The 26,325-nt window shown below is 71.4% G+C and carries 22 protein-coding genes; 7 read left to right on the top strand and 15 right to left on the bottom strand.

The window, feature by feature from the left end; all coding sequences use genetic code 11:
* Nucleotides 1-107: 107 nt before the first annotated feature.
* Together ACIRL2_RS06870 and ACIRL2_RS06875 are read right to left on the bottom strand one after the other, a co-directional pair.
* On the bottom strand, nucleotides 108-1,649 hold the full coding sequence (locus tag ACIRL2_RS06870) for a long-chain-fatty-acid--CoA ligase (RefSeq protein WP_395865956.1): 1,542 nt from the start codon (nucleotides 1,647-1,649) through the stop codon (nucleotides 108-110).
* Nucleotides 1,650-1,888: 239 nt separating this feature from the next.
* Nucleotides 1,889-2,281 (bottom strand): SCO5389 family protein, encoded by a 393-nt coding sequence (locus ACIRL2_RS06875; protein ID WP_395865954.1) that lies wholly within the window; start codon nucleotides 2,279-2,281, stop codon nucleotides 1,889-1,891.
* 395 nt (nucleotides 2,282-2,676) lie between these two features.
* On the opposite strand from ACIRL2_RS06875, the gene nucS reads away from it, so the two are divergent.
* Nucleotides 2,677-3,336: an endonuclease NucS gene (gene nucS / locus ACIRL2_RS06880; protein ID WP_395865952.1), complete on the top strand. Its 660-nt coding sequence runs from the start codon at nucleotides 2,677-2,679 to the stop codon at nucleotides 3,334-3,336.
* A 154-nt stretch (nucleotides 3,337-3,490) separates the two neighbouring features.
* On the opposite strand, the gene ACIRL2_RS06885 is transcribed toward nucS, so the two are convergent.
* The 12 genes from ACIRL2_RS06885 to mce form a co-directional block, all read right to left on the bottom strand.
* Entirely contained in the window at nucleotides 3,491-3,676 is a 186-nt protein-coding gene (locus tag ACIRL2_RS06885) for a hypothetical protein (RefSeq protein WP_402230629.1), read from the bottom strand.
* Nucleotides 3,677-4,123: 447 nt separating this feature from the next.
* Entirely contained in the window at nucleotides 4,124-4,717 is a 594-nt protein-coding gene (locus ACIRL2_RS06890; protein ID WP_395866498.1) for a GTP-binding protein, read from the bottom strand.
* 40 nt (nucleotides 4,718-4,757) lie between these two features.
* Nucleotides 4,758-5,162 (bottom strand): DUF742 domain-containing protein, encoded by a 405-nt coding sequence (locus tag ACIRL2_RS06895; RefSeq protein WP_395865948.1) that lies wholly within the window; start codon nucleotides 5,160-5,162, stop codon nucleotides 4,758-4,760.
* Nucleotides 5,152-5,607 carry a roadblock/LC7 domain-containing protein gene (locus tag ACIRL2_RS06900; protein ID WP_395865946.1) on the bottom strand — a complete coding sequence of 152 codons (456 nt, stop codon included), beginning with the start codon at nucleotides 5,605-5,607 and terminating at the stop codon, nucleotides 5,152-5,154. The genes ACIRL2_RS06895 and ACIRL2_RS06900 overlap by 11 nt, the downstream gene beginning before the upstream one ends.
* Complete coding sequence (locus ACIRL2_RS06905; RefSeq protein WP_402230632.1) at nucleotides 5,604-7,586, bottom strand: ATP-binding protein; 1,983 nt, start codon at nucleotides 7,584-7,586, stop codon at nucleotides 5,604-5,606. Before ACIRL2_RS06905 ends, ACIRL2_RS06900 begins: the two co-directional genes overlap by 4 nt.
* A gap of 218 nt (nucleotides 7,587-7,804) precedes the next feature.
* Complete coding sequence (locus tag ACIRL2_RS06910) at nucleotides 7,805-8,749, bottom strand: ABC transporter permease (protein WP_395865942.1); 945 nt, start codon at nucleotides 8,747-8,749, stop codon at nucleotides 7,805-7,807.
* A 3-nt stretch (nucleotides 8,750-8,752) separates the two neighbouring features.
* A complete protein-coding gene (locus ACIRL2_RS06915; RefSeq protein WP_395865940.1) occupies nucleotides 8,753-9,868 on the bottom strand; it encodes an ABC transporter ATP-binding protein in 1,116 nt (371 codons plus the stop codon).
* A 160-nt stretch (nucleotides 9,869-10,028) separates the two neighbouring features.
* A complete protein-coding gene (locus tag ACIRL2_RS06920) occupies nucleotides 10,029-11,519 on the bottom strand; it encodes an AI-2E family transporter (protein WP_402230635.1) in 1,491 nt (496 codons plus the stop codon).
* 165 nt (nucleotides 11,520-11,684) lie between these two features.
* Nucleotides 11,685-12,626, bottom strand: a complete 942-nt coding sequence (locus ACIRL2_RS06925; RefSeq protein ID WP_020555437.1) for a cellulose-binding protein — start codon at nucleotides 12,624-12,626, stop codon at nucleotides 11,685-11,687.
* Nucleotides 12,627-12,735: 109 nt separating this feature from the next.
* Entirely contained in the window at nucleotides 12,736-17,343 is a 4,608-nt protein-coding gene (locus ACIRL2_RS06930) for a hypothetical protein (RefSeq protein ID WP_402230638.1), read from the bottom strand.
* 157 nt (nucleotides 17,344-17,500) lie between these two features.
* Nucleotides 17,501-18,838, bottom strand: coding sequence for a crotonyl-CoA carboxylase/reductase (gene ccrA / locus ACIRL2_RS06935; protein WP_402230641.1), 1,338 nt, complete (start codon nucleotides 18,836-18,838; stop codon nucleotides 17,501-17,503).
* A gap of 252 nt (nucleotides 18,839-19,090) precedes the next feature.
* Nucleotides 19,091-19,531, bottom strand: a complete 441-nt coding sequence (mce, locus tag ACIRL2_RS06940) for a methylmalonyl-CoA epimerase (RefSeq protein WP_395873469.1) — start codon at nucleotides 19,529-19,531, stop codon at nucleotides 19,091-19,093.
* A 261-nt stretch (nucleotides 19,532-19,792) separates the two neighbouring features.
* Here mce and ACIRL2_RS06945 point away from each other — a divergent pair, with 261 nt between their 5' ends.
* Together ACIRL2_RS06945 and meaB are read left to right on the top strand one after the other, a co-directional pair.
* Nucleotides 19,793-20,980, top strand: coding sequence for an acetyl-CoA C-acetyltransferase (locus tag ACIRL2_RS06945; RefSeq protein WP_395873458.1), 1,188 nt, complete (start codon nucleotides 19,793-19,795; stop codon nucleotides 20,978-20,980).
* A gap of 188 nt (nucleotides 20,981-21,168) precedes the next feature.
* A complete protein-coding gene (meaB, locus tag ACIRL2_RS06950) occupies nucleotides 21,169-22,119 on the top strand; it encodes a methylmalonyl Co-A mutase-associated GTPase MeaB (protein WP_402230643.1) in 951 nt (316 codons plus the stop codon).
* A 174-nt stretch (nucleotides 22,120-22,293) separates the two neighbouring features.
* Here meaB and ACIRL2_RS06955 read toward each other — a convergent pair whose 3' ends face one another.
* Complete coding sequence (locus ACIRL2_RS06955; protein ID WP_395873456.1) at nucleotides 22,294-22,794, bottom strand: MarR family winged helix-turn-helix transcriptional regulator; 501 nt, start codon at nucleotides 22,792-22,794, stop codon at nucleotides 22,294-22,296.
* A gap of 172 nt (nucleotides 22,795-22,966) precedes the next feature.
* Here ACIRL2_RS06955 and ACIRL2_RS06960 point away from each other — a divergent pair, with 172 nt between their 5' ends.
* The 4 genes from ACIRL2_RS06960 to ACIRL2_RS06975 all read left to right on the top strand — a co-directional run bounded on the left by ACIRL2_RS06960 (nucleotide 22,967) and on the right by ACIRL2_RS06975 (nucleotide 26,258).
* Nucleotides 22,967-23,548 (top strand): MarR family winged helix-turn-helix transcriptional regulator, encoded by a 582-nt coding sequence (locus tag ACIRL2_RS06960; protein WP_402230646.1) that lies wholly within the window; start codon nucleotides 22,967-22,969, stop codon nucleotides 23,546-23,548.
* Nucleotides 23,549-23,672: 124 nt separating this feature from the next.
* Nucleotides 23,673-23,993 carry a DUF3817 domain-containing protein gene (locus ACIRL2_RS06965; protein WP_395873454.1) on the top strand — a complete coding sequence of 107 codons (321 nt, stop codon included), beginning with the start codon at nucleotides 23,673-23,675 and terminating at the stop codon, nucleotides 23,991-23,993.
* Nucleotides 23,994-24,079: 86 nt separating this feature from the next.
* The gene (locus tag ACIRL2_RS06970) at nucleotides 24,080-24,397 is read left to right on the top strand and encodes a DUF3817 domain-containing protein (RefSeq protein WP_395873453.1); all 318 of its coding nucleotides are present in this window, start codon (nucleotides 24,080-24,082) and stop codon (nucleotides 24,395-24,397) included.
* 136 nt (nucleotides 24,398-24,533) lie between these two features.
* Nucleotides 24,534-26,258, top strand: a complete 1,725-nt coding sequence (locus tag ACIRL2_RS06975; protein WP_402230649.1) for a methylmalonyl-CoA mutase — start codon at nucleotides 24,534-24,536, stop codon at nucleotides 26,256-26,258.
* Nucleotides 26,259-26,325: the final 67 nt, after the last annotated feature.

Here is a 26,325-nt window from a genome sequence, read left to right on the forward strand (position 1 = left end):
GGGCGTGAGGCGTCGCCCCGGCGCCGGTCCCGGGCGCCGGGGCGGTGGGTCCGCTCAGCCGCGTCGCCCGATGCGCAGCGAGACGTAGCGGTCGAGCATGGTCGGGTTCACGCCTGGGTCGTCCTCTCTCGCAGCACGGACTTGCGCACCTTGCCGGCCGCGGTCAACGGCAACGCGTCGACGAACTCGACGCTCCTGGGCGCCTTGTAGCCGGCGATCAACGTCTTGACGTGGGCGCGGACCTGCTCGGCGGTCAGCTCGCGATCCGGGTGCAGGACCACGACGGCGTGCACCCGCTCGCCCCACGTGGGATCGGGCAGACCGATCACCGCGCAGGCGGCGATGTCGGGGTGCGCGTTGACCGCGTTCTCCACCTCGGCGCTGTACACGTTCTCCGCGCCGGTGACGATCATGTCCTTGAGCCGGTCGACCACGGTGACGTAGCCGTCGGTGTCCATGAACCCCAGGTCGCCGGTGTGCATCCAGCCGTCGCGCAGCGCCTGTGCGCTCTCGTCGGGCCGGTTCCAGTAGCCGAGCATCACGTGGTCCCCGCGCGAGACGATCTCGCCGACGTCGCCGCGCGCCGCCTCGCGCCCGTCGGAGCCCAGGATCCGTACCTCGGCGTGGTGGCACGGCCGACCCGCCGAGCGCAGCCGCGTCGGGTCCGCGTCCAAGTGGTCCTGTGGCATCAACAGCGTTGCCAGCGGCGAGAGTTCGGTCTGGCCGTAGGCCTGGACCAGGGCGGTGCCGGGCAGCGCCTTGAGTACTCGCTCCAGCAGCGCGGCGGTGATCGGCGACGCACCGTAGGTGAGCAGCCGCAGCGAGGACACGTCGTACTCGGCGAACCTGGGGTGTTCCAGCACCATTTGCAGCATCGTCGGGGCCAGGAAGACCTCGGTGATCCGCTCCCGCCGGATGGTCGCGGCGACCTGCTCGGGCTCGAAGAACGGCAGTACCACCTGGGGGATCCCGACGATCGAGGTCATCAGCGACACCCCGAACCCGGCGATGTGGAACAGCGGCGCGGCGTGCAGCACGCGCGCGTCCGGCACGATCCGGAAGGCGGCGGTGGCGACCAGGCCGCCCATCGCGGACGCGAGCAGGTTGTCGTGGGAGAGCATCACGCCCTTGGGGAATCCGGTGGTCCCGCCGGTGTAGAAGACCCCGGCGAGGTCGTCGCCGCCGCGGTTCGCGTCCGGGATCGGCTCGGCCGCCGCCAGCAACTCCTCGTAGTCGTGCGTCCCGGGCCCGGTCGGCGCGATGCCCATGTGCACGACCTCGCGCACGCTCGACGAGGCGGCGCGCAGCGCGGGCACGAGCGGGGCGAACGTGTCGTCGACGAACAGTACGCAGGTCTGCGAGTCGTCCAGGGAGAAGGCGATCTCGGCCGCGCTCCAGCGGATGTTCACCGGGTTCAGCACGCCGCCGGCCCACGGGATCGCGCTCAGACACTCGAGGTAGCGGGACGAGTTCAGGGCCAGGATCGCGACCCGGTCGTCGGCACCGACGCCCAGATCGCGCAGCGCGCCGGCGACTTTGGCGACGCGCTCGCGCAGTTCGTGGAACGTGGTGCCCGCGCAGCCGTCGATCACGGCCGTGCGCTCCGGGGTCTGCTGGGCCCAACGGTGCAATGGCTGGGTGATGCCCATGGGCTGCTCCTCGCGTGGGAGGGGAGGGAGGGGTGCGCGGGTGCGGGCGGTGCGGCGTGACGTGCGTGTGGGCGACATGGCGCGACGGTGCGGTGCGCGCGGGGCGCGGGTGAGCGGCTGCGCGGGTATCCGCGGGCCGGATCGGGGGTCCGGGGCGCGCGTGCGCGGGGAGCCGGGTATGCGGAGGCGCGGGCACGCCGTCAGGCCCGCCCGCGCCGCCGAAGGGTTCCGAAGCGGTGTCAGCAGTCGCGCAGCGTCGGCGACTGGTTGAGCAGTTGGCCCCGGATCGAGGTGAACTTGGCGTACCGGTCCGCGTCCAGGCCCTCGACCGGGAAGACCGCGACCCGGTGGCAGTTCTGGAACGCGAGCTTGACCCCGAAATGCCGTTCCATCGAGCCGCGAATCGCGTCCGAGGCCAGCGCGCGAAGCAGTTGCCCGCGCTCGGTCTCGGTGGCGGGCGGCACCTGGTTGTCCGCGAACGGACCGCCATCCACTTGGAGTTGCGTCGCCAACGAGGAAACGAGATGCCAGGCGTAGGGCAGCGAGGTGCGCACGCAGTCGACGAACTCGGCCTCGTCCACGTCACCGCGTTCGGCCTGTTCCAACAACTTCGGAGGCACATCGAGCGACATCGGTGCTCCTTCCGGCCGGGACGTACGCAAGTTCGCCCGGCGGTACGGGTCGTGTCCGGTACGTAGCAGGTGGCGCCCATGCTCCGATCACGACACGCCCCGAACGCCCATCCGCGCGGCCCGCACCGTCTCCTGACTCACCGTAGGACATCGGGCACACGTTGCTCCATAGCGAACGGTCGGTGAACACGACCAGGAACGCGCGACCGCCCGTCCGTACTCCGGCCCGGTCCGGGGCCGTACCCAGCGGTCGTACGGACGGATCCGCGTGCCGAAGGCGGCCTCCGGTCCCGGCCGGACGGCCCCGGGGCGCCGCCATGACGTGCGTCACACGGGTCGAGGCGCCGATGAGGGGATGGCCGAGTCAGGGGTCGCGAAGGCGGTAGCGTCGGGGCATGCGTCTCGTCATCGCCCATTGCTCCGTGGACTACGTCGGGCGACTCACCGCCCACCTGCCGTCCGCCCCCAGGCTCATCCTCGTCAAGCGGGACGGGAGCGTGTCCATCCACGCCGACGACCGCGCGTACAAGCCGCTGAACTGGATGAGTCCGCCGTGCACCCTCAAGGAGGGCGACGGCGTGTGGACGGTGATCAACAAGGCCGGCGAGAAGCTGATCATCACGATCGAGGAAGTACTGCACGACACGTCGCACGAGCTGGGCGTGGACCCCGGCCTGGTCAAGGACGGCGTCGAGGCCCACCTCCAGGAGTTGCTGGCCGATCGACTGGACGCGCTGGGCGCCGGCTGGACCCTGATCCGCCGCGAGTACCCCACCCCGATCGGCCCGGTCGACATCCTGTGCCGAGACGCGGACGGCACCACCGTCGCGGTCGAGATCAAGCGCCGAGGCGAGATCGACGGCGTCGAACAACTCACCCGCTACCTCGAACTGCTCAACCGCGACACCCTGATCGCCCCGGTCAAGGGCGTCTTCGCCGCCCAGGAGATCAAGCCCCAGGCCCGTGTGCTCGCGGTCGACCGGGGCATCACCTGCGTCACCTTGGACTACAACGCCCTACGCGGCACCGAGGACGACAAACTGAAGCTGTTCTGACCGGTTCGGCGCCGGGACCGACCCTCGGGACCCGGGGACCGGTCCCGGCGCCGAACTTCCGCCAGGCGTGGAGCCGCCCGGGGTGGCTCGACCCGTGTGTCGGAGCCTGCCCGGCGCCGATTGCGGACGAGCGGTGGTGGTGGGGCTTCCCCGGTCATGGGCGTGGTGCTCGCTGCCGGCGCAGATCCCGTCGGGTGCCCGGTTGTTCGCGGGCTTCGGAGAGGGCGGTGCGCAGGACCGCCGCCCGGTTCACGCCCGGGCGGAGCAGGGTGCGGGCGAGAAGCTCGGCGAGGACTCCCGGGGTGAGGAGCTCGGAGGGCTTGCGGATTCCGGAGTACACGTCGAGAGGGGGCGGGAGCCTTCCGGACGGGCGGCCATGGAGCGCATGAGGGTTTCTTCGAGGGAAGTCACGGCGGTGGAGCGGGCCAGGGTGTAGGTCCAGTGGTAGGTCTAGCGGCATTCGTGGTCTCGGTGACGCTGCCAGGACGCGGTCGCGGCGCGTTGGGCGAAGATGCCGACGAGGGGCCGGTCCGGTTTGCCGCGTGGGCGGCGGGCGCCGGTCTCGATCGCCTCGTCCGGCACCCGGTGGAAGTGGAAGACCACCTCCGGGTGGGAGAACTCGTCCGGGCCGGCGAGCGCCTCCGGGCCCGAACCGCCCGGCGTCCAGGCGGATCACCGAGGACACGTTCCCCCGGTGGTCGTCCACGAGTTCCACGCGGGCCGGACACGTGCCCGATCGCACGCAGGGTGAGGTCGCCGTCCACGGGTTCCGAGGTGTCGTCCGTCCCTACGGGGTGAGGTCCAGCGCGTGCACGACCAATTCGGCCAGGGCGTCCACCGCGCTCTCCCGCACCCGCGCGTCGCATTCGGTCATCGGCGTGCGCGGGCTGATCGACAGCGCGTCGCGCAGGTCCTCCTCCGGATAGCGCGGCGCGTCGTCGAAGAGGTTGACCGCGACCACGAACGGAATGCCCGATCGCTCGAAGTAGTCCACCGCCGGGAAGCTGTCCTCCAGCCGCCGGGTGTCCACCAGGACGATCGCGCCCACCGCGCCGCGCACCAGGTCGTCCCACATGAACCAGAACCGGTTCTGCCCCGGGGTGCCGAACAGGTAGAGCACCAGGTCGCTTTCCAGGGTGATCCGGCCGAAGTCCATCGCGACCGTGGTGGTGCGCTTCTCCGGCAGGCCGGACAGGTCGTCGACGTCCTCGCTGAGCACCGTCATGACCGATTCGGTGGTCAGCGGCGGGATCTCCGAGACGGCCGCGACCAGGGTGGTCTTGCCGACCCCGAAGCCGCCCGCGACGACGATCTTCGTCGAGGTGATCGGCGGTCCCTCGCCGATCCGTCGACCACCGGCGCCGGCCGCGGGCAGCGGGATGGCCGGAACCTCGTCGCCGAGCCCGCCGGTCCCACCCAGATCAAATTTTGCGTAGTCCACCGAGCACCCTCTCCAGCAGCGCGCGATCGGGGCGGCCGGCCTCGTGCTCGGCCTGGTACACGCTGATTCGGCCCTGCGAGGCCAGGTCGCTGATCAGGACCCGGACCACGCCGAGCGGCATGTGCAGGATCGCGGCCACCTCGGCCACCGAGCGCACCCCTCGGCACAGGTGCACGATCCTGGCGACCTCGGGCATGTCGCCCGTGCCGTCCTGCGGACAGTCCAGGGTGGTGACCAGCGTCTCCACCAGCAGTACGTGGCCGTAACGGGTACGGCCTCGGGTCAGCGTGTAGGGGCGTACCCGCGAGGTGCGACCGCCCGGTTCGGGTCTGGTCGGATATCCCCGCTCGGTGTCGTAGTCGGAAAAACCGCCGTCAGGAGCCAACGCGACCACCTCCACGGTCCTGGTGCATCTGTGCGCGCAGGGCCGGCGTCAGGACGTGGCCGGCGCGCCGTACGAACGAGGTCATCTGATAGGCGATCACGCCGAGGTCGGCGGACCCGCCCGCGTGTACGCCCAGACAGGATCCGTCGCTGATCGACATCGCCACGACGTAGCCCTCGGCCATCGTGACGATCTCCTGGCGGACCGCGCCCATGTCGAGCACGCGCGAGGTGCCCTCGGCCAGGGCCACCAGGCCGCTGACGATCGCGCCGAGTTGTTCCTCGGCGTCCTCCGCCGCGGCGGCCGCGTCCGGGCCGCGCGCGCTGGCCAGCATCAGGCCGTCGGAGGAGACCAGGACGACCTCGCGGACCCCCGGGACATCCCCGGCGAGGCCGGCCACCAGCCAGTCGACATCGCGTGCCGTGGTGCCATTCGACCCGGTCACCGGTCTCCACCTCCTGTCTCCTCCCGCGCGTCCGGCGGGAAGGTGGGTTCTTCGTCGGACGACCCGACCGGATCGGTCGTGTCGCCCTCCCGGCGGGCCGCCTCCAGACCTTCCTGAAAGCCCGTCAGTTGCCTGCGCAGTTCGGCGGCGGAGAGCGTACCGGTGTCCCGGGACGCCTCCGCGGGGGGCACGATGCGCATCGCACCGCTGTTGTCGCCCGCCACGAGGCGCTTGGGCAGCCCGCGCCGGGTCCGGCCGACCGAGGAGACGGCGGGCCCCGTTCCGTCCCCGCTCGCGGCCGCCTGCGGCTTCGCGGGCGCGGCCGACCGCGCCCGCGGCTCGGCGGCCGCGGTACGGCGGGCGGGCGGCGCGACCCGCGGCACGTCCCGGGCATTCGCGGCGGCGGAAGCGGTCGAGGCAGCCGATGTGGTCGAAGCGGGCGACGTGGTCGAACCGTTCGAAGCCGCGGAGGGGTTCGAGGCATCCGAGCCGTGCGAGCCGTCGGAGGAGTTCGAAGCGGCCTTCGGGGTCGTCCCGGGCGGCGGGGCCTCGGCGCCGTCCTCGCCCATCAGCGCCTCGACCGCGGGGAACAGCGCACCCGGCGCGACCAGTTTGGCCGCCGCCTCGTCCGGTGCCGGCTCGGGGTTGGCCGCCGGCGTGCGCTTGGGCAGCCCCTTCGGCGTCCGGGCCGGCGGCGCGGCGTCCTCGCGCGGCACCACCGGACCGCGCGACGCGGGCGTGACCCGGGTCGCCGCGGCGGGCTCGATCGCGACGGCGGGCGCGGGGTTCGCACCGACCGGTCGGGCCGACGGCAGCGCCAGTCGGGCCGCGCCCGGCGGGATCGCCCGCGCGCCGGGAGCCACGCCCGGGATGGCCATCCGGTCCCGCTCGCGCTCCTGCTCCCGGTCGCGCTCGGCGGAGAACTCGGCGGGGGAGGGGCCCTGACCGTGGAAGGCCGCGGCGGGGATCACCACGACCGCGCTCAGGCCACCCTGCGGGCGCGGGCGCAGTTGCACCCTGATCCCGTGTCGGCGGGCCAGCCGGCCGACGACGAACACGCCCAGGCCGCCGCCACTGGCGGCCTCCTCCTCGGCGCTGTCCCGCTCGATCTGCGAGTTCAACTCGGTGAGCCGGTCCGCCGGTACGCCGATCCCGTTGTCGTCCACCGACAACACGACCTCGCCGTTCTCCAGCGTCCAACCGCCGATCTCCACCCGGGACTCGGGCGCCGAGTACGCGGCGGCGTTCTCCAGGAGTTCGGCGAGCAGGTGGCCGACGTCGTCGGCGGTGCGCCCGAGTACGTCGGCGCGCGGTACGTGGCCGACGTCGATCCGCTCGTAGCGCTCGATCTCGGAGACGCCGGCGCGGACCACGTCGAGCAGCGGGATCGGTGGGCGCCGGCCGCGCCGTTCGTCCGCGTCCGCGAGCACGAGCAGGTTCTCGCTGTTGCGGCGCATCCGGGTGGCGAGGTGGTCGAGCCGGAACAGGTCCTGGAGCCGCTGGGGTTCGTCCTCGCCGTGTTCGAGCTTCTCGATCAGGTCCAACTGCCGCTCGACCAGGGTCAGCGTGCGCATCGACAGGTTCACGAACACGTCGTGCACCCGGCCGCGCATCAGGGTCTCCTCGTCGGCGAGCGCCGCGCGGCCGCGCAACAGCTCGTCGTGTTCGGCTTCCAGCCGGGCGCGTTCGGCCTCCAGCCGGGCGCTCTCCGCGGCTTGACGCACGGTCAGCTCACGGAGTCGGGCGATCCGCCGCTCGGAGACCCGATGGCGCAACCACGCGGCGATCGAGGACAGGGCGACGGCGGTGGTGAGCAGCGTGCCCGCGAGCACCGACTCCCACACCGTCTCGGAGTTGCCCAGCAGGACGACGGCGGTGGCGATCCCCGCCAACGCGAAGACGGCCGCCGCGGAACCGAGCCCGGCCGCCAGTCCGCCCCCCGAGCGCCGGCTCTGGTGAACGGGAGCGGGGACGCGCACAGATGCCGCGTCCGCTGCGTTGGGTGTTCCTGGATCCCCCTGCCCATACATGGGACGTGAGCATATCGTCGGACTATCTCCGGATGTATCTTCCGTGGTTGCGCGAGTCGCCCCGAAAACGGCCGAAAGGCCCCGCCCGACGACTGTCGAGCGAGACCTTTTCGGTATGCGGACCAACATTTTTGACGAATGGTCAGGCAAACGCCGGACCGGACGGGTCACACGTCGCGCGAACGCATCCGTACCCCGCCCGCGATCAGCGCCAGCGCCGCGTACGCCGCGATCAGCAACAGCGAGGGCCACGGACCCGGACCGCCGTCGTCGCCACCACCGCCGATCAGCTTGCCCAGGGCGAACATCGGCGAGTACTCCATGACCTTCTCGCCGACCGACTGCGGCAGGAACGGGCCGATGATCATCGGCAGCAGGATGGCGCCCATCAGCGCGGTGATCGCGCCCGCCGAGTGCCGCAGCAGCACGCCCAGGCCCAGCCCGAACAGACCGATCACGGCCAGGTAGAGCGAACCGCCGACGACACTGCGGAACAGGTCCACCTCGGCGGTGGAGTCACCGATCCGCGAGGTGAGCATCGCCTTGCCGAGCACGGCGGTCAGGCCCATCGTGACCACGCCGACCACGAACATCAGGCCGGCGAAGACCACACCCTTGGCCACCAGCACCTGGAGCCGGCGCGGGTACGCGGTCAGCGTGGTGCGGATCATGCCCGTCGTGTACTCGGCGGAGATGGTCAGCACACCCAGCGTCGCGGCGGCGAGCTGCGCGACGATCACGCCGATCAGCGCGATGCTCACGTAGTCGTCGTCGGCATCCGGGCTGACCGTGCCGGCGAGCAGCACACCCAGGCCGAGGATGAGCAGCACCATCACGACCAGCGTCCACATGGTCGAGCGGACCGTGCGGATCTTGGTCCACTCGGACAGCAGCACCCGGCCGAAGCCCGCGTTGCCGCCGCCGACCTGCCCGCCGACCTGCAACTGCTGGACCGGCGGGTACGGCGCCTGCTGACCGGGCGGCGGGAACTGCTGTTGCGCCTGTTGCCCCGGCGGCGGGAACTGCTGGGTCTGCTGCGGCGCGGCCATCTGCGCCTGCGGCATCACGTGCGGTTGGCCCTGCGGCATGGGGGGCGGAGTGTTCTGCGCCATCGCTCAGCCCTCGCTTCCGTTGGACTGCGGCTTGGACAGGGACGGGGCACCGGCGGGCGGCGCCCCGGCGGGGGCTCCCCACGGTGCGCCGGGCGCACCCTGCTGCTGTGGATAACCGGCCGGGCCGGCGAACTGCGGAGCACCCTGCTGTGGATAACCGGGCGGCGGTGCCATCCCGGGCGGACCCCATCCGGGCGGCGGACCGCCCGGCAGCCCGGCGCGGTACTCCACGCTGTGCTGGGTCATTCGCATGTAGACCTCTTCGAGCGAGTCGAAGCGCGGCGACAACTCGTGCAGCGCGATGCCGTGCTCGGCGGCGAGGTCACCGATCACCGTCGGGGGCAGCTCGTGCACGCGGAACGAACCGGGCACCGCCTGGTCGGGAGTGATCGTCGCCCCCTTGCCCTGGAGCAGCGGCTTGAGCCGGTCCACCTGCGGCGAGCGCACCACGGTGAAGGACTGCGAGTTGGTCTCGATGAAGTCGCGCATCGAGGTGTCGGCGATCATCCGCCCCTGACCGATCACGATCAGGTGGTCGGCGGTCACCTCCATCTCGCTCATCAGGTGGCTGGAGACGAACACGGTGCGGCCCTCGGAAGCGAGCTGCTTCATCAGGTTCCGGATCCACAGGATGCCCTCGGGGTCGAGCCCGTTGACCGGCTCGTCGAACATCAGGATGCCGGGGTCGCCCAGCAGCGCCGAGGCGATGCCCAGCCGCTGGCCCATGCCGAGCGAGAAGCCGCCCGCGCGCTTCCTGGCGACCTGCGTCAGGCCGACCATCCCCAGCACCTCGTCCACCCGGCGATTGGGGATGCCGTTGCTCTGCGCGAGGCACAGCAGGTGGTTGTACGCGGTACGGCCGCCGTGCATCGCCTTGGCGTCCAGCAGCGCGCCCATCTCCCGCAGCGGGGCTTGGACGTGGTCGTACGGGCGGCCGTTGACCGTGACGTTGCCGCCGGTCGGCGCGTCCAGCCCGAGGATCATCCGCATGGTGGTCGATTTGCCGGCACCGTTGGGGCCGAGGAAGCCGGTCACCGAGCCCGGACGCACCTGGAAGGAAAGCTGATCCACCGCCAGCTTGTTTCCGTAGCGTTTGGTGAGCCCTCTCGCTTCGATCATCTGTTGCCGCACTCCCAGGATGGTTTCGGTGCATGAGTCTGTGAAGGGTTCGAGCTTAGGCCGAATCGCCGCCGAGCACGGCCGCCGCGCGTCGGGCCCGTGCTGGGTCACGAGTTCGAGGGAAGTCCCGCAGCATCATCCTCGAGGACGATTGACAGGCTCACGCCTGATCCTGTCGAGGTGTGACCACTTCGCGAAGTATGAGCAGTACGGCGGCCGCGATCGGAATCGCGAGCAATGCCCCGGTCACCCCGAGCAGCGCGCCCCCGACCAGCGCCGCTATCACCGTGATCGCCGGCGGTACGTTCACCGCGCGGTTCATCACCCGCGGATAGATCAGGTAGTTCTCGAACTGTTGATAGGCCAGGAAGAAGATCACGCAGGTGAGCGCCTTGCCGGGGGAGTCGAAGAAGACCACGAGCGACACCACCGCGGCGCCGATGGTGGCGCCGATCATCGGGATCAGGTCGGTGAACGCGATCACCAGGGCCAGCGGCAGCGCGTAGTCGTTGCCCAGGATCATCAGGAAGATGAACGAGGACAGACCCGCGCAACTGGCCACGATCAGCGCGCCGTTCACATATCCGCCGATGCCCGACAGGATCTCGTCGCCGAGCAGCCGCACCCGCGGTCGGCGCGACTTCGGGAACAGGTTGTACAGGTGCTCCTTGATGCTGGGCAGCGCGCCCAGGAAGTACAGCGTCAACACGATCACGGTGAGCGTGTCGAACACCGAGGTCAGCACCATCTTGCCGAAGCCCCAGAGCCCACCCGCCACGTTCTCCGCGGTCTTGGCGTTGGCCGCCCAGTCCTTGGCCCGGGTGACGATGTCGTACTTCTCGTCGAGCTTGCGGAATCTCTCGTTGTTGCGCAGCTCGGTGAGGCTGTCGGGGATCGAGTTGATCAGATTCGAGGTCTGCTCGACCAGGGGCTGGGCGATCGCGGTGACGAAGCCCGCGGCCACGATCACGAAGCCGAGCGCCACCGCGCACACCGCCCAGCGCCGGGGCAGGCCGCGACGCTCCAGCCGTTCGACGAACGGGTTCAGGCCCGCGGCGAGGAAGAACGAGATCAGGATGATGATCAGGACGTGCTGGATGCCCATCACGGCCTGGGCCAGGAACCACGCGGTGATCAGCCCGAGTCCGCCGATGAAGCCGATATAGAACGGCGACGACCGATGCAGCGGCCGGCCCGGATCGCCGAATCGCGAGCCGATCCCGGTCCACGGCTCGACCGTGGGCGAGTCCGAGTCCGAGCCCGAGTCCGAGGCGGGTGTCGAGGCCGATGTCGAAGCGGACGCCGGGGCCTTGGCGTCGGCCGGGACCGGTACGGAGGTCCCGGTGTCGTCGCCGGCCGGGGCCGCCGGGCCCGAGCCCGACGCGCCGGCCGCCGAGCCGGGCTGCGCCGACGCGACCTGGGCGGGCACCCGCGCGGGCGCCGGTTCGTCGGTCGAAGTCGTCGGCGCGGTCCCGGGCTTGCCCGGATCGGCAGGAGCCGCCGCGTCCGCACCGGCCGCGGGCGGTGCGTCGGGAGCGGCCCCGTCCACCCCCGCGCCCGGATCCGGGGCGGTACCGCCGGCGGGCGCCCCCGATCTGCGCCGCGGCCAGATGTTGCCCAGTCGACCCATGCCCCGTTGCTCCTCGTCCACCCGTTCGGATCCGCCGACTCGGCGCGGCGCGCGCGATCGGCGCGCGCCCCGAGATCGCGTCATGAAAATGCGGCCGGGCGGCGGGCGGGTCCTCGTGGAACCCGTCCGCCGCCCGGCCGCCGAAACCGGCCCCTACGGCCCGTACCGATGCCCCCCGAGAGAGGGTCAGCGGCTCTGCTGTGCCGGTACACCCGGCATCTTGTCGTCGTCGTCATCGATGCTCACACCCGCGGCGGCGACGGCCGCGCCGGTGAGGGTCGCCAGCATCTCGCGCACGTTGGTGAGCTGCGCGTTGATGCTGTCCCGACGGTGGGTCAGCGCGGCCAGCTCGCGCTCGGACTCCGAGCGGATCCGGTCGGCCTTGGCACGCGCGTCGGCGACGATGTCGTCGGCCTGGCGCTGCGCCGTCTCGATCGTCTGACGCGAACGACGCTCGGCGTCGGTGCGCAGCTTCTCCGCCTCCAGGCGCAGTTGCTCGGCCCGGTGCTCGACCTCGGACAGGCGCTTCTCGGCCTTGGCCTGACGGGCCGCCAGGTCGCGCTCGGACTGCTCGCGGCGCTTGGCCAGGTTGGTCTCGAAGTCCGCGGCGGCCTGGGCGGCCTTGGCCCGGGTCTCCTCGAAGAGGGCCTCGGCCTCCTCGCGCTTGGCCGACGCGTCCTTGGCCGCCTCGCCACGAAGCTGCGCGGCGTCGCTCTTGGCCTTGTCGAGGATCCGCGAACCCTCGTCCTCGGCCTTGGCCTTGCGCTCCTTGCCGTACTGCTCGGCGTCGGAACGCACCTGCTGCGCGGCGGCCTCGGCCAACTCGCGGTGCTGATCGGCGGCGCGGCGGGCTTCCTCGCGCAGGTCCTTGGCCTCTTCCTCGGCGAGGCGGAGGATCTTCTCCACCCGGGCGCCGAGACCGGCGTAGGAGGGTTCGGCGTCGGCGAGTTGAGCCTGCGCGTTCTGGCTTTCGAGGTGCAGTTCCTCGATCCGCTTCTCCAGCGCCGAGATCCTCGCGAGCGCGCTGTCACGGTCCGACACGAGCTTCGTGATGCGGTCGTCAACCTGCGAACGCTCGTACCCACGGCGGACGATGTCGAAGCCGTGCGGAGAGTTAGTGTCGCTCATGGGGTTCCTGTCGTATGACGGGTGCGGTGAATGAGGTGACGGGTGGAATCCTGGCACGAATCGGGCGGAGCATCGACCTGACCGGGGGATAAGAACCGGCCGGCATCGCTCAATCGGATGACGACGAACCGGCACCCTTCGCCGCGGGGCCCTTGCCCGACGAGGAGTTGCCCTTGCCGGAGGCGAGGCCCGCGGGAGCGGCGAGCGCGTCCAACACGCCCTGCACGCGCGACATCTCGGCGGTGATGTCCTTGCGCCTGCGGTTCAACTCGTCGAGTTTGCGCTGTCCGTCGGCGCGATGACGGTCGGCGTCCTTGCGCGCCTCGGTGCGCAGTCGCTCCGCCTCCTTCCGCGCCTCGTCGAGAACCTTCTCGGCATCCGCGGCGGTCTTGCGACGGACCGCCTGCGCCTCCCGCTGGGCGGCGGCCACCTGTTCGGCCACCTTCGCCCGCAGGTCGTCCGCGCCCTTCTGGGCGTCGGCGAGACGCTGTTCCGCTTCCGAGAGCAACGCCTCGGCCTTCTTCACCGCGGCAATCCGTACCCTATCCGCCTCGGAACCGGCCTTGTCACGAATCCGCTCGGCTTCCTCCGCCGCGACCACCTTCATCTTCTCGGCGTCCACGCGGGCCTCGCTCACCTGTTCCTCCGCTGCGGCGACCAGGTCGTCGACCCGCTTGCCGGCCTGCTTCAGGCCCTCCGCGGCCTGCCGGCGGGCACGTTCGACGACCTGCTCGGCCTCCTTGTCGGAACGCTCGCGGGTGGCGGTGGTGTCCCGGCGGGTCTCGCTGATCATCGCGTCCGAGTCCCCGCGCGCCTTCTCTATCACCGCGGTCGCCTCGGCGCGCAGGCGTTCGTCCTCGGCCTCGGCCTCGGCGATCAGGCGGTTCGCCGCCTCGTTCGCCTCGTTGACGCGCTGCTCGGCCTTGCGCTCGGCCGCGCCGACGATCTCGGTGGCCCGGCCCTTGGCCCGGATCAGCAGATCCTCGGCCTCGTTGGCGGCCCGGTCCAGCTCCGCGCGGGCCTGCTCGCGCAGCGCGGTCGCGGCCTCCTCGGCCTCGCGCAGCTCCTTGTTCGCCGCTTCCCGTCCGGCCGTTCGGGTCTTCTCGGCCTCCCGGTCGGAGTCGGACTTCATCCGCTCGGCGTGCTTGCGCGCCGCGGTGACCGTGGCATCCGCCTCCGCGCGGGCGCGCACCAGCGTGGTCTCGGCGTCGTCGCGGGCCTTGGTCAGATCGCGTTCGGCGAGCGCGGTGAGCCGGTCCGACTCCTCGCGGGCGGCGTCCTCGATACCCACCACGGCGGCGCGTACCGCCTCCGCCTCGGCCTGGGCCTCGGCCACCGCGCGCGCGGCGTCCTCCTTGGCCAGCCGGGCCTGCGTGGTCGCACTCTCCAGCAGATCGGTGCCGCGCGCCTCGGCCTTCTCCAGCAACTCGCGCGCCCGCGCCTTGGTGCGATCGCGCAGCTCGGCCGCCTCGTCGCGGGCCTCCTCCAGCGCCTGCGCGCCCTGGGTGCGCAGCCGGGCCGCCTCGGCCTCGGCCTCCTCGCGCATCCGGGCGGAGTCGGTGTCGGCCTGCTCCAGCTGGGTCAGCGCCGCGGTCTCCGCCTCGCCGCGCATGCGCTCGGACTCCGCCGTCGCCTCCGCCAGCGCGGCGGCCGCCTCCTCGCGCAGCGTGCCCGCGTCCCGGTTCGCCGAGGCCAGCGTCGCGGTCGCCTCGGTGTGCAGGCGCTGCGCCTCGGTACGCGCGGCGTCCAGTGCCTCGGCGGCCTCGGTGCGCAGTGTGCGGGCCGCGGTCTCGGCCTCGGTGCGCAGCTGTTCCGCATCGCGTTCGGCCCGCTCCAGCAGCGCCCGGGCGGCGGCCTGCGCCTCGGACCGGGCCCGGTCCGCGTCGGTCTCGCCCTGCGCCCGGGTCGCGTCCGCGTCGGACCTGGCCGCGGCCAGCGCGGCGGTCGCCTCCTGGCGCAGCGTGCGGGCCTCGCTGTCGGCCTGCTCGAGGATGCCGAGCGCGGTCTCCTCGCCCTCGGCGCGCACCCGCGCGGCGTCCGATTCGGCCTTCTCCAGCGCGGCGCGCACGGTGGCGGCGGTCTCGGCACGCAGCGTGTGCGCGGCCTCCTCCGCCTCGGTGCGCATGCGCTCGGCCTCGGCGTGCGCCTGCTCCAGCACGGAGCGCGCGGTCTCGGTGGTCTCCTCGCGCAGCGTTCGGGCGGCCGTCTCGGCCTCCGTGCGCATGCGCTCGGCCTCCGCGTCGGCCTGCTCCAGCACGGAGCGCGCGGTATTGGTGGTCTTCTCGCGCAGCGCCTGCGCGGCGGTCTCGGCCTCGGTGCGCATCCGGGTCGCGTCCGCGTCCGCGTCGGCCAGCAGCGTGCGGGCCTGCTCGGTGCTCTCCTCGCGCAGCGTGCGGGCCGCGTTCTCCGCCGCCTCGCGGACCGCCAGCGCGGTGGCCTCGGTCTCCTCGCGCAGCGTGCGCGACTCGGTCTCCGCCTCCTCGCGCATCGAGGCCGCGTCCCGGCGGGCGGCCGAGCGCATGCCGTCCGCCTCCTCGCGGGAGTCGGTGAGGACCTTCTCGGCCTCCTCGCGGGCCTTGCCGATCAGTTCGTCGGCCTTGACCGCGGCCGACTGGGTACGCGCGCCGGCCTCGGCGCGGGCCTGCTCCATGGTGGCCTGGGCGTCCGCCCGGGCGCGGTCCAGCGCGGCCTCCGCATCCGTGGCGGACTGCTCGGCGCGGGCCCGCAGTTCCTCGGTGCGGGTGCGCAGCTCGGCGGTCTGGCGCTCGGCCTCGGCGCGCATCGCCTCGGCGCGCGCCACCGCCTGATCGCGCAGTTCGGTCGCGGCCTGCTCGGCCGAGCGGATCAGCTCCTCGGCCGCGCGGGCCGCGTCGGCGCCGGCCTTCTGGGCCTCGGCGCGGGCCTTGGCCACCAGTTCCTCGGCCTCGGCGTGCGCGCGACCGGCGTTCTCCGCCGCCTCGGTGCGCACCCGCTCGGCCTCGGCGCGGGCCGCCTCGACCCGTTCCGCCGCCTGCGCGCTCGACTCCTCGCGCAGTTGCTCGGCGGCTGCCGCGGCCTCGGCGCGCAGGTTTTGCGCCTCGTCCTGGGCGCGCTGCAACTCCTCGACGGCCTCGGCCTGTTGGCGCTGAGTCAGCTCGCGCAGACGGTGCGTGTCGGCGACCGCCTTCTCGCGCAGCTTTCCGGTGTCGGCGCGGGCCGCCTCCAGCAGTTCCTCGGCGCTCTCGGCGGCCTTGGCACGCAACTGCTCCGCGTACTCGCGGGCCTCGTTCGCGAGTCGATCGCTCGACTCGCGGGTGCGCGTCTCCACCGCCTCGGCATCGGCCTGCGCGCGGGCGCGCAACTCGTCCGCCTCGGTACGGGCCTCGCTTTGTACCCGCTCCGCCTCGGACCGGGACTTGGCCATCAGGTCGTCCGCGGCACGGGCGGCGGTCTCCAGGCGCTCGGCGGCGCCGGCCTCGGCATTGGTGAGCAACTGCTGCGCCTCGCCGCGCAGTCGGTCCACCTCCTGCCGGCGGCGTTCGATCTCCGCGCGCGCCCCGGCCTCCAACTCGTCGACCCGGGCCAGGGTTTCCTCGCGGGCGGTGTCCAACTCGGCGCGGGTGTCCGTGCGCAGCGCCTCGGCCTCGGCGCGTGCCTCGTCGCGCAGCCGGTCTGCCTCGGCGAGTGCCTCGGCACGCAGCCGCTCGGCGGCGGCACGGGCCTCGGCGGTGAGCTTGTCCGCCTCGGCACGGGCCTTGCCCACATACGCCTCGGCCTCGCCGGCGGCCTTGCCGAGCTTCTCGCTCGCCTCGGCCTCGGCGCTCTGGAGCAGGCGCTGCGCCTCGGCCTGGCGGCGGTCCGCCTCGCCGGCCGCCTCGGCGCGCAGGCGCTCGATCTCCAACTGGGCGGATTCGAGCAGCTTCGCGGTGTTCTCGGAGGCGCCCTGGGCCCGGGCGCCGGCCTCGCCGGTGACCCGCTCGGCCTCGGAGCGCGCCTCGCCGATGATCCGGGCGGCCTCGACCCGGGCGTCGCCGACCAGGCTCTCCGCGCGGGTTCGGGTCTCGGTGCGCAACTGCTCGGACTGGTCCACGGCCGCGCTCGCCCGGGCCTTGGCCTCGGCGATCACCCGGTCCGCGTCGCCCTGCGCGCGGGAGAGCAGCGATTCGACTTCGGCGCGGGTGCTCTCACTGGTGCCGGCGGCCTGCTCGCGCGCGGCGGCGGCGATCCGCTCGGCCTCGGCGCGGGCGTTGTCCACGAGTTGGCGCGAGCGCTCCTCGGCCTGCGCGCGCAACTGCTCGGCCCATGCGACGTTCTCGTTGACCCGGGTCTCGGTGGCCTGGCGGGCCTGGGTCAGTTCCTCGTCCAGGCGCCGGCGGCGCTCCATCACCTCGGCCTGCCAGTCGGCCTCCAGCCGGGCGGAGCGCGCGGCGGCCTCCTGGAGCAGGCGCTGCGTGGTCGCGCGCGACTCCTGCAATTCGCGCTCGGCGTCCGCGCGGACCTGGTCGGCCTGCAACTGGGCGTTGCGCAGCATCTGCTCGGCCTGGCCGCCGATGCTGTCGAATCGGGGCGTGGCGAGTTGGCGGCGAAGGTCATGCAGCTTCGCGCGGAGAACCTCGACCTGATAGCCGAGGTCCTCCGCGTGTGCGACGGTGTCGTCGCGCTCCTTCTTCAGCCGCTTGATCTCGTCGTCGAGTACTTCGAGGTGCTCGTCGACTTGGTAGCGGTCGTAGCCCCGCACTGTGGGGTCCCACTCCATCCCCTGGCCGCGTACGTTTCAGTACTGCATATCGGCCGTTTCCGACCGGTTGGTGACGACACGACCCCGTATGTACATCCGGAACCGCCCGTACCGCATTGACTACCAGGGAGAATGGTCTCAGATCCAGGGACCGCCGTCAGACGTTACGAAAGCGGTTGATGGCGTCGATATGCCGCGATCGCATCTCGGCGTCCCGAACCCCCAGGCCCTCCTCCGGTGCGAGACACAGTACGCCCACCTTGCCCTGGTGCAGGTTCCGGTGGACGTCCCGGGCCGCCTGGCCGGTCTCTTCCAGAGCGTAGGTGCGCGACAACGTCGGGTGAATCTTACCCTTGGCCACCAGACGGTTCGCCTCCCACGCCTCCCGATAGTTGGCGAAGTGCGAGCCGACGATGCGCTTCAGGCTCATCCACAGATAACGGTTGTCGTACTCGTGCATGTAACCCGACGTCGACGCGCAGGTCACGATGGTGCCGCCCTTGCGGGTGACGTACACGGACGCGCCGAAGGTCTCCCGGCCCGGGTGCTCGAAGACGATGTCCACGTCCTCGCCGCCGGTGAGTTCGCGGATGCGCTTGCCGAGCCGGTTCCACTCGCGCGGGTCCTGGGTGCGCTCGTCCTTCCAGAACCGGAAGTCCTCGGCCCGGCGGTCGATCACCAGCTCTGCGCCCATGTCCCGGCACAGTTGCGCCTTGTCCTCGGAGGACACCACGCAGATCGGCGTCGCGCCGCCGGCCAGGGCGAACTGGGTCGCGTACGAGCCCAGGCCGCCGGAGGCGCCCCAGATCAGCACGTTGTCGCCCTGCTTCATGCCCGCGCCGTTGCGCGAGACGAGCTGGCGGTACGCCGTCGAGTTGACCAGGCCCGGCGAGGCGGCCTCTTCCCACGACAGGTGTGCCGGCTTGGGCATCAACTGGTTGCTCTTGACCAGCGCGATGTGCGCGAGACCGCCGAAGTTGGTCTCGAAGCCCCAGATGCGCTGCTCGGGGTCGAGCATGGTGTCCGCGTGCCCGTCCGCGCTCTCCAGCTCGACCGACAGGCAGTGCGCGACCACCTCGTCGCCGGGCTTCCAGGCGTTCACGCCCGCGCCGGTGCGCAGCACGACACCCGCGAGGTCGGAGCCGACCACGTGGTAGGGCAGGTCGTGCCGCTTGGTCAGGTCCGAGTTGCGGCCGTACTTCTCCAGGAAGCGGAAGGTGGAGACCGGCTCGAAGAGCGAGGTCCACACGGTGTTGTAGTTGATCGCACTGGCCATCACGGCGACGAGGGCTTCGCCGGGGCCGAGTTCGGGCAGCGGCACGTCTTCGACGTGCAGCGACTGACGCGGATCCTTGTCCCGCGATTCCATGCCCTCGAACATCGTCTCCTCGTCCTTGTGGACGGTGACGGCGCGGTACGAGTCGGGAAGCGGGAGCGCTGCGTACGCCTCCTTGGGGGTGTCCCCCGCGAGGATGGCGTCGAGGATCTCCTTCATCGTCGGCCTCCATGGGTCGGCGGTTGAAGCATGAGACAACATGAGGGATTGCTGAACTTCGCTGAACTTACCCGCTGGTAACGTTAGGCGGTCGGCACAAAGCCGACAAGAGGCGGAGTCGCAGGAACTCCGCCACTCGTTTGACGATGTGTCGGTTCACGAAGGGTCGCAGTGGTCGGGCGGGTGCCCGGGAAGGCGGCGGGGCCGGGCGCGATGGCGCGGGCCGGGCGCTCGGTGCGGTGACGTGGGCGGTCAGTGCTCCGCGGCGGGGTTCGCGGCCGAGGTCACCAGCTCGGTGAGCACACCGTGACAGTCCTTGGGGTGCAGGAAGGTGATGCGCGAACCCATGGAACCACGGCGCGGCTCGTCGTACAGCACCCGGACGCCCTTGTCCTTGATCGCGGCCGCGTCGGCGTCCACGTCGGCGGTGCCGAAGGCGATGTGGTGCACGCCCTCGCCGTTCTTGGCGAGCCACTTCGCGACGGTGGAGTCCTCGCGGATGGGCTCCAGGAGCTGGAGATAGGACGCGCCGCCGTCCGAGGTCTCGTTGATCTTGAGCATCGCCTCGCGAACGCCCTGCTCCTCGTTGACCTCGGTGTGGAACACCTCGAAGCCGTAGGTCGCCCGATAGAACGCCACCGTCTCGTCGAGGTTGTGGCAGGCGATGCCGATGTGGTCGATACGTGTGAGCACCATGGCCTCCAAAGGCCTCTGGGAAGTAACCGGGTTACCTGCGGGTAGATACCCGGTCCGTCGAAACGAGACTATGGGTGAGAGCACACCCGGTATGGGTGGCCCGAGATGGTGGGTTCCGTCACATCGGAGCCCCCTGCCGTGGTCGCGGCCCTTGCGGGTAGGTTCCGGAACAACCTCACGTCCGTCGCGGGGATGCCGCACGTCGCCCGGGCCGCCTGGCGATGGCACCCCGACCATCAAGTTGTGGAGGCCACCCTCATGGCCGGTTCTGTCATCGTCGCGGGGGCCCGCACCCCCATGGGCCGTCTGCTCGGATCCCTCAAGGGCTTCTCCGGCACCGACCTCGGCGCCATCGCGATCAAGTCCGCGCTCGAGCGCGCGGGCGTCACCGGGGACCAGGTCCAGTACGTGATCATGGGTCAGGTGCTCCAGGCCGGCGCGGGGCAGATGCCCGCCCGGCAGGCATCGGTGAAGGCCGGCATCCCGATGAACGTGCCCTCGCTCACGATCAACAAGGTCTGTCTCTCCGGCCTGGACGCGATCGCGCTGGCCGACCAGCTGATTCGCGCCGGCGAGTTCGACATCGTGGTCGCGGGCGGCATGGAGTCGATGACCAACGCCCCGCACCTGCTGCCGAAATCCCGTGAGGGCTTCAAGTACGGCGCGATCGAGATGCTCGACGCGATGGCCTACGACGGCCTGACCGACGCGTTCGAGAACATCCCGATGGGCGAGTCGACCGAGCACCACAACGGCAAGCTCGACATCTCCCGCCAGGAGCAGGACGAGGTGGCCGCGCTGTCGCACCAGCGGGCCGCCGCCGCCGCGAAGAACGGGGTCTTCGACGCCGAGATCGTGCCGGTGCAGATCCCGCAGCGACGCGGCGAGCCGGTCGTGTTCGCCACCGACGAGGGGGTCCGCCCGGACACCACCGCGGAGTCGCTGGGCAAGCTGCGGCCGGCGTTCACCAAGGACGGCACCATCACCGCGGGGTCGGCCTCGCAGATCTCCGACGGCGCCGCCGCCGTCGTGGTGATGAGCAAGGCCAAGGCCCAGGAGTTGGGTCTGGAGTGGCTGGCCGAGATCGGCGCGCACGGCAACGTCGCGGGCCCGGACAACTCGCTGCAGTCGCAGCCCTCGAACGCGATCAAGCACGCGCTGGGCAAGCAGGGCCTGACCGTCGACGACCTGGACCTGATCGAGATCAACGAGGCGTTCGCCGCGGTGGCCGTGCAGTCGATGCGCGACCTCGGGGTGGGCACCGACAAGGTCAACGTCAACGGCGGCGCGATCGCGCTGGGCCACCCGATCGGGATGTCCGGCGCCCGCGTGGTGCTGCACCTGGCGCTGGAGCTCAAGCGACGCGGCGGCGGCACCGGCGCGGCGGCGCTGTGCGGCGGTGGCGGCCAGGGCGACGCGCTGATCCTGACGGTCCCGGGCAACTGAGCCCAGCGGTCGCCGTGCCGGGCGCGGGCGGGGGCCGAGGCGACGCGGGCGACCGGGCGGTTCACGACGCCCCACCCACCTGAAACGATCTCGGAGTCGCGTGGCCCGCACCCCGGTGTGCGGCCGCGCCGACTCCGGGGTCGTTTCGGCATATCCGAGCAGGGAAGCGGTGGCGCATGAGGTCGGGGATGGATGTCGCGACGTTGGTGGCCCAGGCCCGAGAGGGTCGGCCCCGGGCGGTCGCCCGGTTGATCTCGCTGGTCGAGGACGCGTCGCCGAAGCTGCGCGAGGTGATGGCCGCGTTGGCGCCGTTGGCCGGCAACGCGTACGTGATCGGGCTGACCGGATCGCCCGGCGTGGGCAAGTCGACGTCCACCACCGCGCTGGTGAGTGCCTACCGCAGGTTGGGCCGGCGGGTCGGGGTGCTCGCGGTGGACCCGTCCTCGCCGTTCTCCGGCGGCGCGCTGCTGGGCGACCGGGTGCGGATGCAGGACCACGCGACCGACCCCGGGGTGTACATCCGCTCGATGGCCTCGCGCGGGCATCTGGGCGGGCTGTCCTGGTCCACCCCGCAGGCACTGCGCGTGTTGGACGCGGCGGGCTGTGACGTGGTGATCGTGGAGACCGTCGGCGTGGGCCAGTCGGAGGTGGAGATCGCCTCGATGGCGGACAGCACGGTGGTGCTGCTCGCGCCCGGGATGGGGGACGGGATCCAGGCGGCCAAGGCCGGGATCCTGGAGATCGGCGACCTGTATGTGGTCAACAAGGCGGACCGGGACGGCGCGGCGACCACGGCGCGCGAACTCGGGCACATGTTGTCGCTGGGCGAGGCGCGCGGGCCGGGGGACTGGCGTCCGCCGATCGTCAAGACGGTGGCCTCGCGCGGCGAGGGCGTGGACGAGGTGGTCGAGGCGCTGGAGAAGCACCGCGCCTGGATGGAGGCCGGTGGCGAGCTGACCCGGCGCCGACGGCGCCGGGTGGCGGACGAGGTCGAGGCGATCGCGGTCACCGCGCTGCGGTCGCGGATCGGCGATCTGCGGGACGGCCTTCGGCTCGACGCGCTCGCGGCGCGAGTGCTCTCCGGGGATCTGGATCCGTACGCGGCCGCGGACGAGTTGATCGCGGGGCTGGGGGCCTGAGGCGCTGTGGGCCGACCTCGGCTTGTCGTCCTCGAACGCCGGACGGGCTGATGGGTCGGCCCCGAGCGTGGGGTCGGCCGGGCTCGGAGCGTCGTCCTCGAACGCCGGACGGGCCGGATGTGGTGCCGTTTTCGGTGCGGGCTCGGCTTGGGTGTTCGGCGGGCCGGGGGTGGTTCAGGGTTGCTTCGGGGATGGACAGGCCGTGGCGCGGGCGGCCGGGCGGAGCTTTTCGGCCACCGCGCCGAACGCCTCGCCGACGATCCGCTTCTGATCGGCGGTCATCACGTCCATCAGGTGCTCGCGGACGCTCTCCACATGGGTGGGTGCCGCGGCCTCGAGCACGCGCCAACCCTGGTCGGTGAGGACCGCGAAGGCGCCGCGCCGGTCGGTCGGACAGTTGCGGCGCGCGACCAGGCCGGCGTTCTCCATCCGGGTCATCTGGTGCGAGAGCCGGCTCTTCGATTGCTGGGTCGCCTCGGCGAGATCGCTCAGCCGTACCTCCCGGTCCGGGTGCTCGGAGAGCCGGACCAGGATCTGGTAGTCGTGCAGGGACAACCCGTGCTCGCGCTGGAGCTCGCGCTCCAGCCGCGGCGGCAGCATGTTGATCACGGCGATGATCTGGCGCCACACGCACTGGTCTTCATCGCTCAGCCACCTGGGCTCGGCTTCGGTCATGTAACGAGAATACCGAAGATAGTTGAAACTTGAATGACCTGTTGGTTGTGCGCGGGTCCCCGGCGCGCCGCGCGGGCGGGTGTGCGAGCCGCGCCCGCGTATACACGCGGGGGTATGCGCAAGACGTGAGACAGCCACGTGACCGATGGGTAACCTCCACTACGCTCGGCCCGTGCCGAAGCCACTGAATCTCCCCTTCGATCCGATCACGCGTGCCGACGAGCACTGGCGAGAGCGCTGGGGGGAGTGCCCGCCGATGGTCGCGATCACCTCGATCATGCGCGCCCAGCAGATCCTGCTCGCGGGCGCCGACGCGGTGCTCAAGCCGTACGGGCTGACCTTCGCCCGCTACGAGGCGCTGGTACTGCTCACCTTCAGCCGGACCGGCTCGCTGCCGCTGTCCCGGATCGGCGAGCGGCTGATGGTCCATCCCACGAGTGTGACCAACACGATCGACCGCCTGGAGCAGGCCGAGTTGGTCGCCCGCCGGCCCAACCCGCGCGACGGGCGGGGGGTGCTCGCGGTGATCACCGACAAGGGCCGCGACGTCACCGAGCGGGCCACCCGGGACCTGACCGCGCGCGAGTTCGGGCTCGGCGCGTACACCCCCGAACAGTGCGCCCAGCTCTTCGACCTGCTGCGGGTGCTGCGGGTGGACGCGGGCGACTTCCGTGTCGAGGAGACGCCGGCCGGGAGTGAGGCGGCATCGGCGCAGGCGCCGGCCGGTTCGGTGCGCGACACGGCGGGCGCGTAGCGGGCACATATCGGTGGGGAGGGGGCGGATTCGGGGACCCCGGTGCCGGCGACGTAAGCTGCATGCGCCATTGTGAAAAGCGGTCGACGAGGTCGTCGATGCCGCCGTTACCGAAGGTGCCGCCGTGAAGCCTGTCGTATTGACCCGTTACCGGGTGATGGCCTGGATCACCGGGTGCATGCTCCTGGTCCTGTGCCTGTGCATGGTCCTGAAGTACGGGTTCGACACGGGCGAGAAGGCGACGCTGTACGTCAGCCAGGCCCACGGCTTGTTGTTCATGGTCTACCTCGTCGTCACCTTCGACCTCAGCAGCAAGATGAAGTGGAAGTTCGAGCGCATGCTGCTGATGATGGTCGCCGGCACGATCCCGCTCGCGTCGTTCTACGCCGAGCGCAAGGCCGTCGAGGCGGTCCGCGAGCGCGAGCCCGCCGCCGCCACCGCCTGAGCCGTTCGCCCCGTCCGAGGCCGGCCCGGCATGTGTCGGTCGGCTCGGGTCAGCCCGTTTCGAACCCGCTTCCCCCGAGGATCCCCATGCTTTCCACCGCTGTCGGCCGCTTCAAGGTGATCTCCATCGCCGAGGGCACGTCGTTCCTGCTCCTGCTCGTCTTCGGTTCGCTGCTGAGCCGGATCTCGGACATCAACCTGGTCATGCCGCTGGGCCTGCTGCACGCGGTCATGTTCATCCTGTACCTGCTGGCCATGATGGACGTGCGGACCAAACTGTCGTGGGACAACAAGACCACGCTGCTCGCGTTCATCGCGGCGATCCCGCCGTTCGGCCCGTTCGTCTTCGACCACAAGATGAAGCACAAGCTGGTCGAGCCGACCGCCGCGCCCGCCACCGCCTGAGCGGTCGCCGCCCCCGGGCCGCGTGCCCGGCTTCGAGTGCATCCCGAGCCCCCGACGTCCCGTCGGGGGTTTTGGCGTTTTCCGGGTCGTGGACATTTACTAGGACGTCCTAGTAATTTTCTCGTGCCGCGCGGGAATGGGTCCTACGACGACGGCAGCGGACAGGAGCCACGTGAACACCGAGGACATCGAAGCGGGTCGGCGGCGCTGGCAGGACCGGTACGACAAGGTCCGCAACGACGGGATGCGCCGCACCACGCTCTCCGAACTCGAGGTAGAGCCGGTCTACGGACCACCGGCCGATCAGCCCTACGAGGGCTTCGAACGGATCGGCTGGCCGGGCGAATTTCCCTACACCCGCGGTCTGTACGCGACCGGCTATCGCGGGCGGGCGTGGACCATCCGGCAGTTCGCCGGTTTCGGCAACGCCGAACAGACCAACGAGCGCTACCGGATGATCCTGGCGAACGGCGGCGGCGGGCTCTCCGTCGCGTTCGACATGCCGACCCTGATGGGCCGCGACAGCGACGACGAGCGTTCGCTCGGCGAGGTCGGGCACTGCGGTGTCGCGGTGGACTCGGCGGCCGACATGGACGTGCTCTTCCGCGACATCCCGCTCGGCGACGTGACCACGTCGATGACCATCTCGGGCCCGGCGGTGCCGGCGTTCTGCATGTACCTGGTGGCGGCCGAGCGTCAGGGTGTGGACATCGGCACGCTCAACGGCACGCTGCAGACCGACATCTTCAAGGAGTACATCGCGCAGAAGGAGTGGCTGTTCGCTCCCGAGCCGCACCTGCGGCTGATCGGCGACCTGATGGAGTACTGCGCCGCCGAGATCCCGGCGTACAAGCCGCTCTCGGTGTCCGGCTACCACATCCGCGAGGCCGGGGCGACGGCCGCGCAGGAACTCGCGTACACGCTGGCCAACGGCTTCGGCTACGTCGAGCTGGGGTTGTCGCGCGGCATGGACGTGGACGTGTTCGCGCCGGGCCTGTCGTTCTTCTTCGACGCGCACGTGGACTTCTTCGAGGAGATCGCCAAGTTCCGCGCGGCGCGCCGGATCTGGGCGCGGTGGATGCGCGACGTGTACGGCGCCAAGACCGCCAAGGCGCAATGGCTGCGCTTCCACACCCAGACGGCCGGCGTCTCGCTGACCGCGCAGCAGCCGTACAACAACGTGGTGCGCACCGCGGTCGAGGCGCTCGCGGCGGTGCTCGGCGGCACCAACTCGCTGCACACCAACGCGCTGGACGAGACGCTCGCGCTGCCCAGCGAGCAGGCCGCGGAGATCGCGCTGCGCACCCAGCAGGTGCTGATGGAGGAGACCGGGGTCGCGGCGGTGGCCGACCCGCTCGGCGGGTCGTGGTACGTCGAGGCGCTCACGGATCGGCTGGAGGCGGAGGCGGAGGCGACGTTCGCGCGGATCCGCGAGCTGGGCGAGACGTCGCCGCACCCGATCGGGCCGATGACATCGGGCATCCTGCGCGGCATCGAGGACGGGTGGTTCACCGGGGAGATCGCCGAATCCGCGTTCCGCTACCAGCGGGCGGTGGAGAAGGGTGACAAGCGGGTGGTCGGGGTCAACTGCCACGAGGGCTCGGTGACGGGTGACCTGGAGATCATGCGGGTCAGCCACGAGGTGGAGCGGGATCAGGTCTCGGCGCTGGGGGTGCGGCGGGGCGCGCGGGATCAGGCGGCGGTGGACGCGGCTCTGGGGGAGATGCGGGTTGCCGCGCGGGGGTCGGTGAACCTGGTGCCGCCGATGTTGGCGGCGGCTCGGGTGGAGGCGACGCTCGGGGAGATCTGTGATGTTCTTCGGGAGGAGTGGGGGACGTACACGGAGCCGGCGCGGTTCTGATTTTGGGTGGGCTCGCCTTCGGCCTCGCATTGGCCTCAAGCGCCGGCCGGGCTGCTTGGCCTCATGC

This window comes from Embleya sp. NPDC127516, from assembly GCF_044765325.1.
Classification (GTDB): domain Bacteria; phylum Actinomycetota; class Actinomycetes; order Streptomycetales; family Streptomycetaceae; genus Embleya.